Below are 18,597 nucleotides of genomic sequence, written 5' to 3'. Positions count from 1 at the left end.
TCAGCCCGCCGTATCCCCTGACGTCACCCGTTCTCCGCCTGGAACATCCAGTGGTGCTTCTCCAGATCGGCGGTGATTCCGATGAAGATGTCCTGACTCACCGGGTCAGCGTCCCCGGTCGTCGCCACTCGCTCCCGCATCCGCGTGATGACCGCGCCCAGCGCCTCCACGAGCGTCCGTACCGCATCGGTGTCCTTGACCCAGCCCGCAGGCGTCGAGCCGATGCCGCTGGCACTCGCCACGGTCCCCGCGCGCCCGTCGGGCGGAACGCCCAGCGTGGAGGCGCGCTCCGCCACGGTGTCGGAGTGCAGCCGCGCGGTGTCCACGACCTCGTCGAGCTGAAGGTGGACGGAGCGGAAGCGTGGGCCGACCACGTTCCAGTGGATCTGTTTGGCCACGAGGGAGAGATCGACCAGGTCGACGAGCGCACCCTGCAGCGCCTCGGACACGGTCTTCAGGTCAGTGTCGGACAACGGGCTCTTCACGACGTACATCCGCAAGCCTCCGGATCGCTCGACCCCCACCCACCATGACACACCGGCACATTCCGGACACATGGAGGCATACGAAAGCCCCGGCCGGGGCCTCGTACACGATTCCTCACCTCATGAGCGCATGCTCGCGAGGGTCAGGCGGCGACCACGTCCACTGCCTCGGCGGGCGCCTTGATGGTGACCCGTTCCGGTGGCACACCGGTCACGGATACGGAATTGAGCATCGGACGGCGCACCGCTGCGGGCACCGGCGCCGTGGCCGCTGCCGACTGTGCCAGCTCGGCGAGGGCGAGCTCGTCGCTCACTTCCCGCATGAGCTCGGACATCCGTACGTCCAGCGCGTCGCAGATCGCGGAGAGCAGTTCGGAGGAAGCCTCCTTCTGCCCCCGCTCCACCTCGGAGAGATAGCCGAGTGAGACTCGGGCGGAGGAGGAGACTTCGCGCAGAGTACGGCCCTGGCGTTGGCGCTGCCGACGCAGCACGTCACCCAGCAGGCGACGGAGCAGAATCATCGGTGGCTCCCTCCTCGGACCGCGTAGCCGCATCCTTCACGCCCCACCGTACCGCCTTGCGCCGCGGCCGTGCGGGGAGCGATGTCGTGTTCACTCAGGGCTGCAAACATCAAGTCCCCCCGTTCTGTTCCGTATCCTGTGCCCGCTCATTCCCGGTCTGTTCGCCCGCGAGCTGCTTCAGGAGCAGTGCGAGTACGCTCCGTACACTCTCCATACGGATTTCCGCACGGTCGCCGTTCAACCGCAGCGGCAGTACTTTCCCGCCATCAATGCCATCAAAATTGGCTTCAGAAGGCCCGTCGACAGCCACGAAAACCGTGCCGACCGGCTGTCCGTCCTGAGGTTCGGGGCCTGCGACACCCGTGGTGGCGATCCCCCAGTCGGCACCCAGCGCCTTCCGCACACCAGCCGCCATCTGGGCCGCGACCTGCGGATCCACCGCTCCGCGCTCGGCCAGCAGAGTGGCGTCGACACCCAGCAGCTCGTGCTTGAGTTCGGTGGCGTACGCGGTCACGGATCCCCGGAAGGCCTTGGATGCCCCGGGCGCCGCTGTGACCTCCGCCGCCACCAGGCCACCGGTGAGCGACTCGGCGACGGCGAGCGTCTCGCCCCTCACCATGAGTAGTCGCAGCACTTCGGCGGCCATGGGGTTCACCGCTCCGCCTCCTCGGCAGCAGCCCGGCGCTCGGCGATTCCGCGGCCTCGCAGCACGATGGCCTGTCTCACATAGTCCAGCCCGGTGACCACGGTCAGGACGACCGCCACGGCCATCACCCAGAACCTCAGGGTGGCCAGCGGGCCCGTCAGCGCCAGGACGTACATCCCGACCGCCACGCCCTGGGCGAGGGTCTTCATCTTGCCGCCGCGGCTCGCCGGGATGACTCCGTACCGGATCACCAGGAAACGCAGCAGGGTGATCCCGAGCTCACGCCCGAGGATCACCCCGGTCACCCACCACGGCAGATCGCCGAGCGAGGACAGACAGATCAGCGCCGCGCCCATGATCGCCTTGTCGGCGATGGGGTCGGCGATCTTCCCGAAGTCGGTGACGAGGTTGTAGGTGCGCGCCAGATGCCCGTCGAAGACGTCGGTGATCATGGCGACGGCGAAGGCCGCCCAGGCCCAGGCCCGCATGGCGGGGTCGTACCCGCCGTCGGCCAGCATCAGCGCCACGAAGCCCGGCACCAGGACGAGCCGCATCATGGTCAGGATGTTCGCGATGTTCCAGAGGCTGGCCTGGTTGACGGCCGCAGCGCCCAGCTTCCCGCCCCGCGCCGGCTTCGCGCCCCCCGGAACGCCGGAAGCGCCCGGCGCGCCTTTCGCGCTGGGGGAGCCGCCCGCCGCGGATGCCGGGACTCCGGTCATCTGCCCGCCTCCTCAGTACACGGGAGCGAGCCCAGGAGCGGCTCGGCCACGAGATCGACACCTTCCGTACCGACCACCTTCGCCTCGACGATACGGCCGACGGTCAGACCTTCGCCGCTCGTGAGCATCACCTGGCCGTCCGTCTCGGGCGCCTGGTGCGCGGCGCGGCCGACCGCACCCTCCACATCGTCGACGGACTCGACCAGGACGTACACCGTCTCGCCGACGCGCTCCTCGGCGCGCTGCGAGACGAGCTGCTCGGCCAGCCGGGAGACGCGGGCGAGCCGCTCGGCAACGACGTCCTCGTCCAGCTTGTTCTCGTACGTCGCCGCCTCGGTGCCCTCCTCGTCGGAGTAGCCGAAGACACCGATGGCGTCGAGCCGCGCGCCCGTGAGGAAGCGCTCCAGCTCCGCCAGGTCCTCCTCGGTCTCGCCGGGGAAGCCCACGATGAAGTTGGACCGGACACCGGCCTGCGGGGCCTTGGAGCGGATCGTGTCGAGCAGCTCCAGGAAGCGGTCGGTGTCACCGAAGCGCCGCATGGAACGCAGCACGGCGGGCGCCGAGTGCTGGAAGGACAGGTCGAAGTACGGCGCGATGTTCGGCGTGGACGTCAGGACGTCGATGAGTCCGGGACGCATCTCGGCCGGCTGGAGGTAGCTGACGCGCACCCGCTCGATGCCGTCGATCTCCGCCAGCTCGGGCAGCATGGTCTCCAGGAGACGGATGTCACCCAGGTCCTTGCCGTACGAGGTGTTGTTCTCGGAGACCAGCATGACCTCCTTGACGCCCTGCTCGGCCAGCCAGCGCGTCTCGTTCAGTACGTCGCTGGGGCGCCGCGAGATGAAGGAGCCGCGGAAGGACGGGATGGCGCAGAAGGAGCAGCGCCGGTCGCAGCCGGAGGCGAGCTTCACCGAAGCGACGGGCGAACCGTCGAGCCGGCGGCGCAGGGGCGCCCGGGGGCCGGACTCGGGAGCCACGCCCTCGGGGAGGTCAGTGGGGGCGCCGTGGCCGGGGAGGGCCACTTCCTCGCCGGCGTTCTGCCGCTCCGCCGGGCTGATCGGCAGCAGCTTGCGGCGGTCGCGCGGGGTGTGCGAGGCGTGGATGCCGCCGTTCAGGATGGTCTGGAGGCGGTCGGAGATGTCGGCGTAGTCGTCGAAGCCGAGCACGCCGTCGGCCTCGGGCAGCGCTTCGGCGAGCTCCTTGCCGTACCGCTCGGCCATGCAGCCCACCGCCACCACGGCCTGGGTTCTGCCATGACCCTTGAGATCATTGGCCTCAAGGAGGGCGTCTACGGAGTCCTTCTTCGCGGCTTCGACGAAGCCGCACGTGTTGACTACAGCGACGTCCGCTTCCTCGGCGTCCTCCACGAGTTGCCAGCCGTCCGCCTCCAAGCGGCCTGCGAGCTCCTCCGAGTCCACCTCGTTGCGGGCGCAGCCAAGAGTGACGAGTGCGACGGTACGGCGTTCAGGCATGGGCTCAAGACTACTTCGTCCGACTGACAGCCCACGTCGAAGGGGTTGGCCGATCTTGGCCAACCCCTTGCCGCATGCTCGAAACGCCCTGTCGGCTAGCCGACCTCGGGGTCGCCCTTCGTGTACGTGAGGCGCTCGACCTGGCCCTGCTGGAAGTCGTCCTCGATCTTCTTGCCGTTCACGTAGAGCTGGATCGCGCCCGCGTCACCGAGGACGAGGTTGATCTTCGAGTTGTCCTGGAAGGTCTTCGACTGGCCCTGCTTGAGCAGCCCGTCGTAGAGCAGCCGGCCGTTGTGGTCCTTGGCGGAGATCCAGCTGCGGCCGTCGGTGGCGCTCACCTGGACGGTGACCTTGTCCCGGGGAGCGGCCGCGATGGCGCTGTCCGAGGGGTCCGGCTTCGGATCGGCGGGCTTGGTCGCCGTCGGCTTGGCGGCGGGCTTGCTCGCGGTCGGCGTGGATCCCTCGGCGACCTGCGTCTTCGTACCGTCCCCGTCGTCGCCTCCGCCGATCACGGTGAAGCCGACGAAGCCGATCACCGCGACGATCGCGGCGACCATGGCGGCGGTCCAGTTGGGCCCGCGGCGCTCGGGGCGGATCCGCTCCGCCTCGAAGAGCGGGGCCGCCGGTGTCGGAGCCGGGCGGCCACCGTGCTCGGCGTCGTACTGCGCGAGCAGCGGCGCCGGATCGATGCGCACGGCGCGCGCCAGCGTGCGGATGTGGCCGCGCGCGTACACGTCGCCGCCGCAGGGGGCGAAGTCGTCCTGCTCGATCGCGTGCACGATGGCGATGCGGACCCGGGTGGCGTTGCTGACGTCGTCGACGGTCAGTCCGGCCTCGATGCGCGCCTGCCGCAGGGCGCGGCCGATCGAGAGGCGTTCGGCTTCAGGGCCGTGGTCTTCTTCGAACGGACGCTCGTCTTCGGGGAAGTTGCCGTCAGGGGAGTTGCCGATGGACACGGGGGCGCCTTTCGAGCGTGTAGCCACCTGTGCTGGAGGTTCAGTCTAGGGGGGGTGCGAAAGGGTGGGGCAACCGGGCAGTAGGACTTTGTACGCCATCAGAATGGCCGGTCATCCTGATGCCGGGACACATTCGCGTCCCCTCGCTCAACTTGACGTACGGCAAAGGGAAACGGTTGCTCGCCCATTCCTTACGGGTGAGTCACGTTCGAATACCCGCATGCCACGCACCCATCCGTCCGGTGACCGGCATGCCCCGATTCCTTACGCTTCAGTTTCCCCACGGATCACCGCGAGCACTCCATCCAGCTCATCGGCCTTCACAAGAACGTCACGCGCCTTGGAGCCCTCACTCGGACCGACGATGCCCCGCGACTCCATGAGGTCCATCAGCCGCCCCGCCTTGGCGAAGCCGACGCGCAGCTTGCGCTGGAGCATCGAGGTGGACCCGAACTGCGTGGAGACCACCAGCTCGGCCGCCTGGCACAGCAGATCGAGGTCGTCGCCGATGTCCTCGTCGATCTCCTTCTTCTGCTTGGTGCCGACGGTGACGTCGTCCCGGAAGACCGGCGCCATCTGGTCCTTGCAGTGCTGGACGATCGCCGCGACCTCGTCCTCGGTCACGAAGGCGCCCTGCATGCGCGTCGGCTTGTTGGCACCCATCGGCAGGAAGAGTCCGTCGCCCTTGCCGATCAGCTTCTCGGCGCCGGGCTGGTCGAGGATGACGCGGCTGTCGGCGAGCGAGGAGGTGGCGAAGGCGAGCCGGGAGGGCACGTTCGCCTTGATCAGACCGGTGACGACGTCCACGGAGGGCCGCTGGGTGGCCAGCACCAGGTGGATGCCGGCGGCGCGCGCGAGCTGCGTGATGCGCACGATCGAGTCCTCGACGTCGCGCGGCGCGACCATCATCAGGTCGGCGAGCTCGTCGACGATCACCAGCAGATACGGGTAGGTCCTGAGCTCCCGCTCGCTCCCCTCCGGCGTCTTGAGCTTGCCGTCGCGGATGGCCTGGTTGAAGTCGTCGATGTGCCGGTAGCCGAACGCCGCGAGGTCGTCGTAGCGCAGGTCCATCTCCCGCACCACCCACTGCAGGGCTTCCGCGGCCCGCTTCGGGTTGGTGATGATCGGCGTGATCAGGTGCGGGATGCCCTCGTACGCGGTGAGCTCGACTCGCTTGGGGTCGACGAGCACCATGCGGACGTCCTCGGGGGTCGCGCGCACCATGACCGACGTAATCAGGCAGTTAATGCACGACGATTTACCGGAACCAGTGGCTCCGGCGACCAGGACGTGCGGCATCTTCGCAAGGTTGGCCATCACGTAGCCGCCCTCGACGTCCTTGCCGAGCGCGACCAGCATCGGGTGGTCGTCCTCGGCGGCGTCCGCCAGCCGCAGGACGTCACCGAGGTTGACCATCTCCCGGTCGGTGTTCGGGATCTCGATGCCGACCGCGGACTTGCCGGGGATCGGGCTGATGATCCGGACGTCGGGGCTGGCAACGGCGTACGCGATGTTCTTGGTGAGCGCGGTGATTCGCTCGACCTTCACGGCGGGGCCGAGCTCGACCTCGTAGCGCGTGACCGTCGGACCGCGCGTGAATCCGGTGACGGCGGCGTCGACCTTGAACTCCATGAAGACGTTCGACAGGGAGGCGACCACCGCGTCGTTGGCGGCGCTGCGCGTCTTGCCCGGGCCGCCGCGCTCCAGGAGGTCGAGCGAGGGCAGGGAGTACGTGATGTCGCCGGAGAGCTGCAGCTGCTCGGCGCGCGGAGGCAGGTCGCGCGCCGCTTCGGGCGCGGCCTTGGTGAGGTCGGGCACCACGGAGTCGACCTTCAGGGCCTCCTGCTTGGGCGTCTGCCTGGCGCCCTTGGCGCGCGCGGCCGGTACGGGGGTCGTCTCCTCGTACCCGTCCCGCTCCACGCTGACGCCCTGGGTCAGGTCGGCGACCAGCGGGGACGGCGGCATCCCGTGCAGCACGGCGCCGTCGAGGGCGGCGGCCGCGGCCGCGGCGACGTCCACCGCGTCCATCGGCCGGTTCATGTCCGGCTGCTGCACGGCGGGCCGTCGAGGGCGGCTGCGGCGCTTGCTGAGCGCCTGCTGCTCGGCGCTGTCCGGGTCGTAGGTCTCGGGGGCGCTCGGGCGCCGCCGGGAGCGCGCGGGCAGCGCCTCGCGCCACTGGTCGTCGTAGCGCTCGTCGTCCCCGAGGAGGTCGTCCTCGTCCTCGTCGGCCTGGACGATGCCCAGCTTCTGGCCGAGCAGCCGCAGCCGCTGCGGAATCGCGTTGACCGGGGTCGCCGTGACGACCAGCAGACCGAAGACGGTGAGCAGCACGAGCAGCGGTACGGCGAGGACCTCGCCCATCGTGTACGTCAGCGGGGTGGCCGTCCCCCAGCCGATGAGCCCTCCGGCGTCCCTTATCGCCTGCATGCCGTCGCTGCGCGCGGGCGCCCCGCACGCGATGTGGACCTGTCCGAGCACGCCGATGGCAAGGGCGGACAGGCCGATCACGATGCGGCCGTTGGCCTCGGGCTTCTCGGGGTGCCGGATGAGGCGCGCGGCGATGACGCCGAGCAGTATCGGTACGAGCAGGTCCAGGCGCCCGAAGGCGCCGGTCACCAGCATCTCGACGAGATCGCCGACGGGCCCGCGCAGGTTGGACCAGGTTCCCGCGGCGACGATCAGCGCGAGGCCGAGCAGCAGGAGCGCGAGGCCGTCCTTGCGATGCGCCGGGTCGAGCCCCTTCGCGCCCCGCCCTATGCCGCGGAACATCGCCCCGACGGCGTGCGCGAGGCCCAGCCAGAGGGCGCGTACGAGTTTGTAGACGCCGGCAGTCGGGTTGGGCGCCGGCGGGGGTGCGGGCTTCTTGGCCGCGGCCTTCTTGGCAGGCGCCTTCTTTGCGGCCGCCTTTTTCGCGGGGGCCTTCTTCGCCGCAGCCCTCGTCGGAGCGGCCGCCTTCTTTGCGGGCGGCTTCTTGGCTGCGGAGGGACGTGAGGCCATGGGTGTGAGGTTACCGGTGGAGACGACAGCGGACACGTGTGCCTACTGCTTCACCCGTTCGTGTCGCCTTTACCGGGGCCGGAAACTGACGTGACCTCATGAGCATGGCGCGCACCGAAGCGGATCGGCGCGCCCGGTCCGGGTCGGTGCCGCTCAGTTCTGTGACGGCACCGAGGGTGCGCCGCTTCCCGTACCCGGTTCCAACGCGTCCAGCGCTCTGCGCAGTCCGGTGAGTTTGCGTTCGAGATGGGCCGCGGTCGCCACCGCCGCCGCGTCCGCCGAGTCGTCGTCGAGCTGCTTGGAGAGCGCCTCGGCCTGCTCCTCAACAGCCGCGAGCCGCGCCGACAGTTCGGCGAGGAGCCCGGCCGGCTCCTTGGCCGTACCGAGTGCGGACTTGCCGCCGCCCTCCAGCTGGAGCCGCAGCAGGGCCGCCTGCTCCCGGAGTTGACAGTTCTTCATGTAGAGCTCGACGAAGACGGAGACCTTCGCGCGCAGCACCCACGGGTCGAACGGCTTGGAGATGTAGTCCACCGCGCCCGCCGCGTACCCGCGGAAGGTGTGGTGGGGGCCGTGGTTGATGGCGGTGAGGAAGATGATCGGGATGTCCCGGGTCCGTTCTCGCCGCTTGATGTGCGCGGCGGTCTCGAAACCGTCCATCCCCGGCATCTGGACATCCAGCAGGATGACCGCGAAGTCATCCGTCAGCAGCGCCTTGAGCGCCTCTTCCCCGGACGATGCCCGCACCAGTGTCTGATCGAGCGCGGAGAGGATGGCCTCCAGCGCCAGCAGATTCTCCGGCCGGTCATCGACCAGGAGGATCTTGGCCTTCTGCACCATGGCCCGCCCTCCTCGCCCCGGCATGGGGCCTCCCCTGTCCAAAGGACTTGGGGAAGCACCGGGCGCCGCCCCAGGGGACGGCTCCCTTGCGCCGCCCGTCCTTGTGCCGGTCATGGTAGCCGCACCCCGCCCGTCGCCACACCCTGTCACCGCGATGTCACTGTGCACGTAGCAGAAACGTAGCGGGAGACCAGAAGGTTCCCCGAATCCCGTACTTCTACACGGCTTCGGCCACAGTGAGTTATGCGACGTCGGGCCGTTGCGCGGCGGCCGACCGGGGTCCAGGGCACCCCGGTCCGGCCGTCCGAGCCGCGCGACGGTCCGGCGTGCGGTCACTCCCCGCGCATCCACTGCTCCATCACGGAGAGCAGGTGATCGGGATCGACCGGCTTGGTCACGTAGTCGGAGGCGCCCGACTCGATGGCCTTCTCGCGGTCGCCCTTCATCGCCTTGGCGGTGAGCGCGATGATCGGCAGCCCGGCGAACTGCGGCATCCGACGAATCGCCGTTGTCGTGGCGTAACCGTCCATCTCGGGCATCATGATGTCCATCAGAACGACCGTCACATCGTCGTGCTGCTCCAGGACTTCGATGCCCTCGCGCCCGTTCTCCGCGTACAGCACCGAGAGCCCGTGCTGCTCCAGGACGCTGGTGAGCGCGAACACGTTGCGGATGTCGTCGTCGACGATCAGCACCTTCTCGCCCTCGAAGCGGATGCCATGGCGCGGCTGCGGCTGGTCGTCCTGCCGCCCCGCGGCCGCCCACTGCTCCTGAGCCGCCCCTGCGGACCCGTCGGGCAGACCCGGCAGCGCGGCCCGCTGGTCGGCCGCGGGCACCCCCCTGCGGCGCCGCCTGAAGAGCGCGGCGGGCCCGTTCTGGGTCGCGTGGAACGACTTCATCTCCGCCGGCGTCTCGATGCCGACCCCGGACAGCTCCGCCTCGGAGGCCAGCAACTCCCCCGCCTCCAGTGCCGGTGCGAGCTGACCGTAGCCCTGCGGCGGCAGTTCGCTGGGGTGCAGCGGCAAATACAGCGTGAACGTCGAACCACGCCCCGGCTCGCTCTGCGCATGGATCTCGCCGCCCAGCAGACGCGCGATCTCCCGCGAGATGGACAGCCCGAGGCCCGTACCGCCGTACTTCCTGCTCGTCGTGCCGTCCGCCTGCTTGAAGGCCTCGAAGATCACCCGCATCTTGCTGGCCGCGATGCCGATGCCCGTGTCGGTCACCGAGAACGCGATCAGGTCGGCGTCCGCGTCACGCAGCGACCCCGACTCCAGCAACTGCTCCCGGATGGCCACCGGAACATCCCCGCCCGCCGGCCGGATCACCAGCTCGACGGCTCCGGAGTCGGTGAACTTCACCGCGTTGGACAACAGATTGCGCAGCACCTGCAGGAGCCGCTGTTCGTCGGTGTGCAGGGTGGCGGGCAGTTCCGGCGACACACGTACGGAGAAATCGAGCCCCTTCTCTGCCGTCAGCGGACGGAAAGTGGCCTCTACGTAGTCGACGAGTTGCACCAGGGCGATGCGCGTCGGCGACACGTCCATCTTGCCGGCCTCGACCTTCGACAGGTCGAGGATGTCGTTGATCAGCTGCAGCAGGTCGGAGCCCGCGCCATGGATCGTCTCGGCGAACTCGACCTGCTTGGGAGTGAGATTGGAGTCCGCGTTGTCGGCGAGCAGCTTGGCCAGGATGAGCAGCGAGTTGAGCGGCGTACGCAGTTCGTGCGACATGTTCGCCAGGAACTCGCTCTTGTAGCGCATGGAGACGGCGAGCTGCTCGGCACGCTCCTCCAGGACCTGCCGGGCCTCTTCGATCTCGGTGTTCTTGACCTCGATGTCGCGGTTCTGCCGGGCCAGCAGCTCGGCCTTCTCCTCCAGCTCGGCGTTGGAGTCCTGCAGGGCCTTCTGCCGGTTCTCCAACTCGGCCGAACGCTCCCGGAGCTGCTCGGTGAGCTCCTGCGACTGCTTGAGCAGCACCTCCGTCTTGGTGTTGACGGAGATGGTGTTGACGCTCGTCGCGATCATCTCGGCGATCTGGTTCAGGAAGTCCTTCTGGATGTGCGTGAACGGTGTGAAGGACGCCAGTTCGATGACGCCGAGGACGGTCCCCTCGAAGAGCACCGGCAGCACGATCACCTGCGCGGGCGGCGCCTCACCGAGCCCCGAGGAGATCTTCAGGTAACCGCTCGGCGCGTTCTCCACCAGGATCGTGCGCTTCTCCTGCGCGGCCGTCCCGATGAGCGCCTCGCCGGGCCGGAACGACGTCGGCATGGAGCCCATCGAGTAGCCGTAGGAGCCGAGCATGCGCAGTTCGTACGCCTCGTCGTCGGCGGCGTCCTTGCCGTCGACCAGCGGCATCGACAAGAAGAACGCTCCGTGCTGCGCCGAGACGACGGGCGTCAGCTCACTCATGATCAGCGACGCCACGTCCTCCAGGTCGCGGCGCCCCTGCATCAGGGCGGAGATGCGGGCGAGGTTGCCCTTGAGCCAGTCCTGCTCCTTGTTGGCGATCGTGGTGTCACGCAGGTTGGCGATCATCTTGTTGATGTAGTCCTGAAGTTCCTGGATCTCGCCGGAGGCGTCCACGTCGATCTTCAGGTTGAGGTCGCCTCGCGTCACCGCGGTGGCCACGCGCGCGATGGCGCGCACCTGCCGGGTCAGGTTCCCGGCCATCTCGTTCACCGATTCGGTGAGGTCGCGCCAGGTGCCGTCGACATCGCGCACGCGTGCCTGACCGCCCAACTGGCCTTCCGTGCCCACCTCACGGGCGACTCGCGTGACCTCCCCGGCGAAGGATGACAGCTGGTCGACCATCGTGTTGATGGTGGTCTTCAGCTCCAGGATCTCGCCGCGCGCGTCGATGTCGATCTTCTTGGTCAGGTCGCCCTTGGCGATGGCCGTGGTGACCATCGCGATGTTGCGCACCTGACCGGTCAGGTTGGACGCCATCGAGTTCACGGACTCGGTGAGGTCCTTCCACGTACCCGAGACGCCCGGCACGCGCGCCTGGCCGCCGAGGATGCCGTCCGTGCCCACCTCGCGGGCCACGCGCGTGACCTCGTCGGCGAACGAACTCAGCGTCTTCACCATCGTGTTGACGGTGTCGGCGAGCTGCGCGATCTCGCCGCTCGCCTCGACCGTGACGTTCTTGGTGAGGTCGCCGTTGGCCACCGCCGTGGCGACCTGGGAAATGTTGCGCACCTGGCTGGTCAGGTTGTTGGCCATCAGGTTGACGTTGTCGCCCAGGTCCTTCCAGATGCCGGTCACTCCGGGCACCCGCGCCTGACCACCCAGGTTGCCGTCGGTCCCCACCTCGCGGGCGACCCGGTTCACCTGCTCGGCGAAGTTGGACAGCTGGTCCACCATCGTGTTGACGGTGGTGACGAGTTCGAGGATCTCGCCCTTCGCGTCGACGGTGATCTTCTTGGACAGATCACCCTTGGCCACCGCGGTCGTGACCTCGGCGATGTTGCGCACCTGAATCGTCAGGTTGTTCGCCATGAAGTTCACGGACTGCGTGAGGTCCTTCCAGGTGCCGGAGACACCCTGCACCTCGGCCTGCCCGCCGAGCATGCCCTCCGTGCCCACCTCGCGGGCCACCCGTGTCACCTGCTCGGCGAAGCTCGACAGCTGGTCCACCATCGTGTTGAGGGTGTTCTTCAGCTCCAGGATCTCGCCGCGCGCGTCCACGTCGATCTTCTGCGACAGGTCACCGCGAGCCACCGCCGTGGCGACCTGCGCGATGTTGCGCACCTGGGCGGTGAGGTTGCCCGCCATGCCGTTCACGGAGTCGGTCAGGTCGCGCCACACACCGGCGACGCCGGGCACCTGCGCCTGACCGCCGAGGCGGCCCTCCGTGCCCACCTCACGGGCGACCCGCGTGACCTGATCGGCGAAGGCGGAGAGCTGGTCGACCATCGTGTTGATGGTGTTCTTCAGCTCCAGGATCTCGCCGCGCGCGTCCACGTCGATCTTCTGCGACAGGTCACCGCGGGCCACCGCCGTGGTGACCTGGGCGATCTGCCGTACCTGCGAAGTCAGGTTCCCCGCCATGAAGTTGACGGAGTCGGTGAGTTCCTTCCAGGTACCCGAAACGCCGTCCACGCGGGCCTGACCGCCCAGCCGGCCCTCCGTGCCCACGTCCCGCGCCATCCGGGTGACCTGGTCGGCGAACGAGGACAGCTGGTCCACCATCGTGTTCACGGTGTTCTTCAGCTGGAGCATCTCGCCGGACACGTCGACGGTGACCTTCTGCGACAGGTCACCGTTGGCGACCGCCGTCGTCACCTGGGCGATGTTCCTCACCTGTCCGGTGAGATTCCGGAACGCCGTGTTGACGGAGTCGGTGAGGTCCTTCCACGTACCGGCCACACCCGGCACCTGCGCCTGCCCGCCCAGTTCACCCTCGACACCGACCTCGCGCGCCACGCGCGTGACCTCGACACCGAACGACGACAGCTGGTCGACCATCGTGTTGACGGTGTTCTTCAGCTCCAGCATCTCGCCGGCGACGTCGACGGTGACCTTCTGCGACAGGTCACCGTTGGCCACGGCCGTCGTCACCGCCGCGATGTCCCGCACCTGCGTGGTGAGGTTCCGGAAGACCGTGTTGACCGAGTCCGTCAGGTCCTTCCAGGTGCCCGCCGCGCCCGGCACGTTCGCCTGGCCACCGAGCTGCCCCGCCGCGCCGACCTCGTTGGCGACGCGGGTGACCTCGTCGGCGAAGATCCGCAGCGTCTCCGTCATCTGGTTGATCGTCTCGGCGAGCTTCGCGACCTCGCCGCGCGCCGACACCGTCACCTTCTGCGACAGGTCACCGTTGGCGACCGCCGTCGTCACCTGCGCGATCCCGCGCACCTGGGCCGTGAGATTGCCGGCCATCAGGTTCACCGAATCGGTGAGGTCCTTCCACACACCGGCCACACCCGGTACCTGCGCCTGCCCGCCGAGCTCGCCCTCCGTGCCCACCTCCCGCGCGACTCGCGTCACCTCGGAGGAGAACGAGGAGAGCTGGTCCACCATCGTGTTGACGGTGTTCTTCAGCTCCAGCATCTCGCCGGCCACGTGAACGGTGACCTTCCGCGACAGATCACCCTTGGCGACCGCCGTCGTCACGAGAGCGATGTCACGCACCTGCGCCGTGAGCCGGTACGCCATGGTGTTGACCGAATCCGTGAGGTCCTTCCACGAACCGGACATACCGCGCACCCGCGCCTGGCCGCCGAGCTTGCCCTCGGTGCCCACCTCGCTGGCCACCCGCGTGACCTCGTCGGTGAACGTCGACAACTGGTCGACCAGGTTGTTGACCGTCCGCCCGACCTTGAGGAACTCACCTCGCAGCGGATGCCCGTTCCCGTCGGCCGCCTGAGCGCGCAGCTCCATGCGCGGCGACAGATCACCCTCCGCCACCGCGGACAGCACGCGGCCGACCTCGGAGACGGGGCGCACGAGATCGTCGACCAGCGCGTTCGACGCGTCGATCGCGGAAGCCCAGGAGCCCTCGCAGGCGCCCGCCTCCAGTCGTTCCGTGAGCTTTCCCTCACGTCCGACCATGCGCCGCACCCGCGACAGCTCACCCGTCAGATGCAGATTGCGGTCGGCCACTTCGTTGAAAACCGCCGCGATCTCGGACATCACGCCGTCGCCCGAGACCGTCAGGCGCTTTCGGAAGTTGCCGTCCCGCATCGACACCAGGGCCACCAGCAGCCTGTTGAGGGCAGCCGTGTCCACTGCGGTGGTGCCATTGCGTGGTTTGCGCTGGTTGTTCAGGGACTGTCCGCCTTTTGCGCGCGTCTTAGTGCCCCGCGTCGCTGCGCCAGACTCCACTGTGTCCCTCCCGCAGGGATCGACCGTTACTGCTCGGCGTAATCAAGTTGCCGCTCGGTGTGCTCGGACCTTCTCTAGGAGCTTGCCCAGTGTTTCACCATGGTTGAACCAGGCCATAACAGTTCGGCAGCTTCGCACATCGTCCGCACACCCTCCGGACGGAAACACTGGTGACCGGCATCCGCATGGACCGCGAAGGTAAGTAACCTTGCATGCGGCTGTCCAGCCGCGCCGGTCCCGTCCGGCCTGGGCGGTGGCACGAGTACGAGCGGGCAGGCATCGGAGGGGCACCGCACCATGACCACCGGACTGCATCCTGGGGGACAACCCCAGGATCCCCGGCCCACGGGGAACCAGGCTCTGCCCCGGCAGGAGCAGGCAGGGCATGAGGCCCTGCATGTCGAGAACCGGACAAGGAGTTCTGTGATCACCGCGCGCGCGGCCGCCAGCTTCGAGCCCGTCGGGCGATCCGTCGCGACCGCTCGTTCCTTCGTCCGTGACACCCTCCAGGGCTGGGGCTTCGCCGACATCATCGACGACGCGGTGGTCCTCACCAGCGAACTCGTCACCAACGCTGTGGTGCACGCGGGCACTGCCGCGGACGTCCTGTGTCTGCGGAGCGACGACGGCGTACGCATCGAGGTGGCGGACCGCTACCCGGAACGAGAGATTCCACTCCAGGCCGCGGCCATCAACATGGGCAGCCCTGACCGCGAGGGCGGCCGGGGCCTCCAGCTCTGTGCGGCGCTGGCCGGCCGCTGGGGCGTGGAGTACACGCCCACGCACAAGCAGGTCTGGTTCCAAATCGCCCTCCCCGACCGCCCGGTGGGCACCCGCGCCGCCGGCCCGGCCCTCCCGGCCGACCTCCTCCCGCTCGCCGACGGCCGCGTCCGCGTCGCGGTCGTCCAGATCGACCGCGCCGGCGCCATCAACGCCTGGAACGAGGACGCGGAGGAACTCTTCGGGTACACGGCGGAACTGGTCATCGGCAAACCGCTCACGGACCTCGCGGCCTGGCCGCACACTCCCGGCACCAGCACCGGCATCGTCGAGGCCCTCCAGCTCTCGCGCTGGGAGGGCAGCTACGGCATCCGCGGCGCCAACGGCCGCGTGACACCGGTCTACGCCTCCCATCTGCGTGTACGTGACACGGGCGGCGAACCGTCCACGGTCTGTCTTCTCGTACGGGACCACGAGCGCGCCGTCCTCCAGACGCCGCTGCGCATGCCCGCCTCGGACTCGTCCTCCGGTGCCGACGGCCAGCCCTCGGACCCCTTCGAGGTCTTCATCGGCTCTCCGGCCCCGGACGACCTGGACGGCCTCCTGCAGCGCACGGTGGAGCGCGCCCGCGACATGCTCGACGGCGACTCCGCCTTCCTCCTCCTGGCCACCGACGACGAGACGGAGCTGGAGGTGCGCGCCTCCACGGGCCTGCCCTCCGCCCGTCAGCGCTTCGCCCGCGTCCCCGTGGAAGCGGGCCCCGGGCGGTACGGCTCGGCCCGTATGCCCGCCGTCCACGAGGACCTCACGGTCGTCCCGGGCGCCGTCCCGCTGCTGAGCGGCACCGGCATGCGCTCGGTCGTCACGGTCCCGCTGAAGGTCGAGGGCCGCCTCACCGGCTCCCTCGGCGTGGCAGCCGAGGGTCCCGGCCGGTACACCAACGAGGAGGCGCTGCGCCTGCAGTTCGCCGCCGACCGCATCGCGCTCGCCGTGGAGTCCGCCCGCCTCGGCGAGCTGGAGCGTCTGCGCCGCGGCTCGCTGAGCTTCCTCGTCGAGGCCTCCGATCTCCTCGCGGGCACCCTGGACCGTGACCAGACCCTCGCCCTCATGGCGCAGATGACGGTTCCGACCCTGGCCACCTGGTGCGCCGTCTACACGATCGCCGACCAGGCCTCGGACCCGTACCTCTCGTACGTCCTGCACGAGGACGAGGAACGCATCGACGGCCTCAAGGCCCTCCTTTCGAAGATCGCCCCGCCGGACCCGGTGCCCACTCCGGGCGCCCGCGTCTGGTCGGCCCCGGCGGAGGCGGCCCACCAGGCGGCGCTGCGCACGTCCATGCGCAGTCTCGGGCTCAACGAACCCTCGACGGTGAGTTCGGGCATCGGTACGACGCTGGCGACGGCGTCCGCGGTGGGCGGCGAGACGGTAGTGCTCCCGCTGGTGGCCCGCAACCGCGTCATCGGCATGCTCACGCTGGGCAAGCCGTCCGACGAACACTTCCGCCAGGAAATCCTGGAGCTGGCCGAGGACTTGAGCCGCCGGGCCGCCCTGGCCCTGGACAACGCCCGCCTGTACTCGGAGCGCATGGCCATCAGCCAGTCCCTCCAGCGCAGCCTCCTCCCCCCGGAGCTCCCTCACATCGAGGGCGTCGAGGTCGAGGTCATCTACCGCGCGGCCGGCGAGGGCAACGAGGTCGGCGGCGACTTCTACGACCTCTTCCCGATCCGCGACGGCGCCTACGGCTTCGCGATCGGCGATGTCTGCGGTACGGGCCCGGAGGCGGCGGCGGTCACGGGCCTGGCCCGGCACGCGCTCAGGCTGCTGGCCCGGGAGGGCTTCGGCGGTCCGGCGGTCCTGGAGCGCCTGAACTCCGCGATCCTCGACGAGGGCGCCCGCAGCCGCTTCCTGACGCTCCTGTACGGCGAGTTGTGGCCCCAGGAGGACGGCTCGGCGATCCTCAAGGTCGTCTGCGCCGGGCACCCGCTCCCGCTCCGCCTGCGCCAGGACGGCACGGTCGAACCGGCCGCCGAACCGCAGCCGCTCCTCGGCGTCATGGACGACCTGGAGCTGTACGAGCAGACGGTCACCCTCGATCCGGGCGATGTCCTGCTCTGCGTCACGGACGGCGTCACGGAACGCCGCGAGGGGACACGCATGTTGGGCGACGACGGCCTCACGGACGTCCTCACGACGTGCACGGGTCTGACGGCGGGTGCGGTGGCGGCCCGGATCATGCGCGCGGTCGAACGCTTCGCCTCGGACGCCCCGTCGGACGACATGGCGATTCTCGCCATGCGTGTGCCGGGCGTCCAGAGGGACTGAAGTCCCCCGTCAGGGCACGAAAAAGGCCCCGCCCGGAAGGGCGAGGCCTTTTTCAGTTGTGGAGCCCCCTAACGGAATCGAACCGTTGACCTTCTCCTTACCATGGAGACGCTCTGCCGTCTGAGCTAAGGGGGCCTGTCACTTTTTTGAGGTTTCCCTCGCGGCAACGAAATAGATCATACCCCGAACAGGCCCGTGCTCCCAACCAGTCCCAGACGATCAGAAAGCGGGCTGCAGCAGCCCGCCGAGCGCATTGCACGCGGAGACGATCCGCTGCATCTCCCGCTTCGTCAGTGCCCCGTCCACCGGCAGCGCGAGGGTCTCGTCCGCGGCCCGCTCGGTCTCGGGCAGGTACACGTCCTGACGGAACCCGGGCATACGGTGCACCGGCGTCTTCACCGGCACCCGGCACTCAACTCCCCTGGCCCGTACGGCCCGTGCGAAGGCATCCCGGTCCGGCCGCCCGTTGCCCGGCACCCGCACCACGTACTGCTGGTAGGTGTGCCCGTCACCACCATCGGGCGTCCGCACTCCGCTCAATCGCCCGTCGAGGTACGCGGCCCGCTCCCGGCGCTGCGCGATTTCGTCGTACGGCGCCTCGGACTCGCCCTGTTCCAGCACCAGGAGCCCGTGCCGCTGCCCGAGTGCTCGCAGGCGCGCGATGTCGGCCGACCGCCCGAAGCGGTGTACGGCGACGACGGCTGCCGAACGGGCAGTGACGACTGACTCGATCGCGGTGGCGTCGAGGCAGTAGGTCGCCGGATCTATGTCGGCGAACACCGGTGTCGCGCCGGTCAGGGTCACTGCCTCGGCGACTTCCACGTTCCCGAACGCCGGCACGATGACCTCGTCACCGACTCCGACTCCGGCGGCCCTGAGCATTGCTGCGGTACCCATGATGCGAATGCTGGTCGCACAACGTGAACTGCAAGTGACGCAGAACAAAAAAGAGCTGGTCCCCAAACCGAAGTTCGGGAACCAGCTCTTTGAATGATTGTTCGGCGGCGTCCTACTCTCCCACAGGGTCCCCCCTGCAGTACCATCGGCGCTGTGAGGCTTAGCTTCCGGGTTCGGAATGTAACCGGGCGTTT

General features: G+C 68.9%; 11 protein-coding genes, 1 tRNA gene and 1 rRNA gene. 1 reads left to right on the top strand and 12 read right to left on the bottom strand.

Annotation, left to right across the window (positions count from 1 at the left end):
* Positions 1-23: 23 nt before the first annotated feature.
* The 9 genes from ACN6LB_RS31915 to ACN6LB_RS31875 form a co-directional block, all read right to left on the bottom strand.
* Positions 24-494 carry a Dps family protein gene (locus ACN6LB_RS31915; protein ID WP_356136703.1) on the bottom strand — a complete coding sequence of 157 codons (471 nt, stop codon included), beginning with the start codon at positions 492-494 and terminating at the stop codon, positions 24-26.
* A gap of 134 nt (positions 495-628) precedes the next feature.
* Positions 629-1,006 carry a helix-turn-helix domain-containing protein gene (locus ACN6LB_RS31910; protein WP_356136705.1) on the bottom strand — a complete coding sequence of 126 codons (378 nt, stop codon included), beginning with the start codon at positions 1,004-1,006 and terminating at the stop codon, positions 629-631.
* A 109-nt stretch (positions 1,007-1,115) separates the two neighbouring features.
* Entirely contained in the window at positions 1,116-1,661 is a 546-nt protein-coding gene (locus tag ACN6LB_RS31905) for a CinA family protein (RefSeq protein WP_356136707.1), read from the bottom strand.
* Positions 1,658-2,371: a CDP-diacylglycerol--glycerol-3-phosphate 3-phosphatidyltransferase gene (pgsA, locus tag ACN6LB_RS31900; protein ID WP_356136710.1), complete on the bottom strand. Its 714-nt coding sequence runs from the start codon at positions 2,369-2,371 to the stop codon at positions 1,658-1,660. Before pgsA ends, ACN6LB_RS31905 begins: the two co-directional genes overlap by 4 nt.
* Entirely contained in the window at positions 2,368-3,843 is a 1,476-nt protein-coding gene (gene rimO / locus ACN6LB_RS31895; protein ID WP_445028877.1) for a 30S ribosomal protein S12 methylthiotransferase RimO, read from the bottom strand. The genes pgsA and rimO overlap by 4 nt, the downstream gene beginning before the upstream one ends.
* A 95-nt stretch (positions 3,844-3,938) precedes the next feature.
* Positions 3,939-4,799, bottom strand: coding sequence for a helix-turn-helix domain-containing protein (locus tag ACN6LB_RS31890; RefSeq protein ID WP_445028876.1), 861 nt, complete (start codon positions 4,797-4,799; stop codon positions 3,939-3,941).
* Positions 4,800-5,063: 264 nt separating this feature from the next.
* Positions 5,064-7,796: a DNA translocase FtsK gene (locus ACN6LB_RS31885; protein ID WP_445028875.1), complete on the bottom strand. Its 2,733-nt coding sequence runs from the start codon at positions 7,794-7,796 to the stop codon at positions 5,064-5,066.
* Positions 7,797-7,949: 153 nt separating this feature from the next.
* Entirely contained in the window at positions 7,950-8,633 is a 684-nt protein-coding gene (locus ACN6LB_RS31880; RefSeq protein ID WP_356136720.1) for a response regulator, read from the bottom strand.
* Between the two features lie 332 nt (positions 8,634-8,965).
* Positions 8,966-14,461 carry a HAMP domain-containing protein gene (locus ACN6LB_RS31875; RefSeq protein ID WP_445028874.1) on the bottom strand — a complete coding sequence of 1,832 codons (5,496 nt, stop codon included), beginning with the start codon at positions 14,459-14,461 and terminating at the stop codon, positions 8,966-8,968.
* A 297-nt stretch (positions 14,462-14,758) separates the two neighbouring features.
* Here ACN6LB_RS31875 and ACN6LB_RS31870 point away from each other — a divergent pair, with 297 nt between their 5' ends.
* Positions 14,759-17,506, top strand: coding sequence for a SpoIIE family protein phosphatase (locus ACN6LB_RS31870; RefSeq protein WP_445028873.1), 2,748 nt, complete (start codon positions 14,759-14,761; stop codon positions 17,504-17,506).
* A gap of 59 nt (positions 17,507-17,565) precedes the next feature.
* Here the strand turns inward: ACN6LB_RS31870 and ACN6LB_RS31865 are convergent.
* From ACN6LB_RS31865 to rrf, 3 genes are all read right to left on the bottom strand, one after another.
* A tRNA-Thr gene (locus ACN6LB_RS31865) sits at positions 17,566-17,641 on the bottom strand.
* Positions 17,642-17,725: 84 nt separating this feature from the next.
* Positions 17,726-18,388: a DegT/DnrJ/EryC1/StrS family aminotransferase gene (locus ACN6LB_RS31860; protein ID WP_445028908.1), complete on the bottom strand. Its 663-nt coding sequence runs from the start codon at positions 18,386-18,388 to the stop codon at positions 17,726-17,728.
* Between the two features lie 114 nt (positions 18,389-18,502).
* A 5S ribosomal RNA gene (gene rrf, locus ACN6LB_RS31855) occupies positions 18,503-18,597 on the bottom strand; the annotation flags it as partial.

Source organism: Streptomyces sp. SAS_270, from assembly GCF_052543295.1.
The sequence above is the reverse complement of the archived record's forward strand: the minus strand, read 5'-3'. Positions and strand labels throughout refer to the sequence as shown.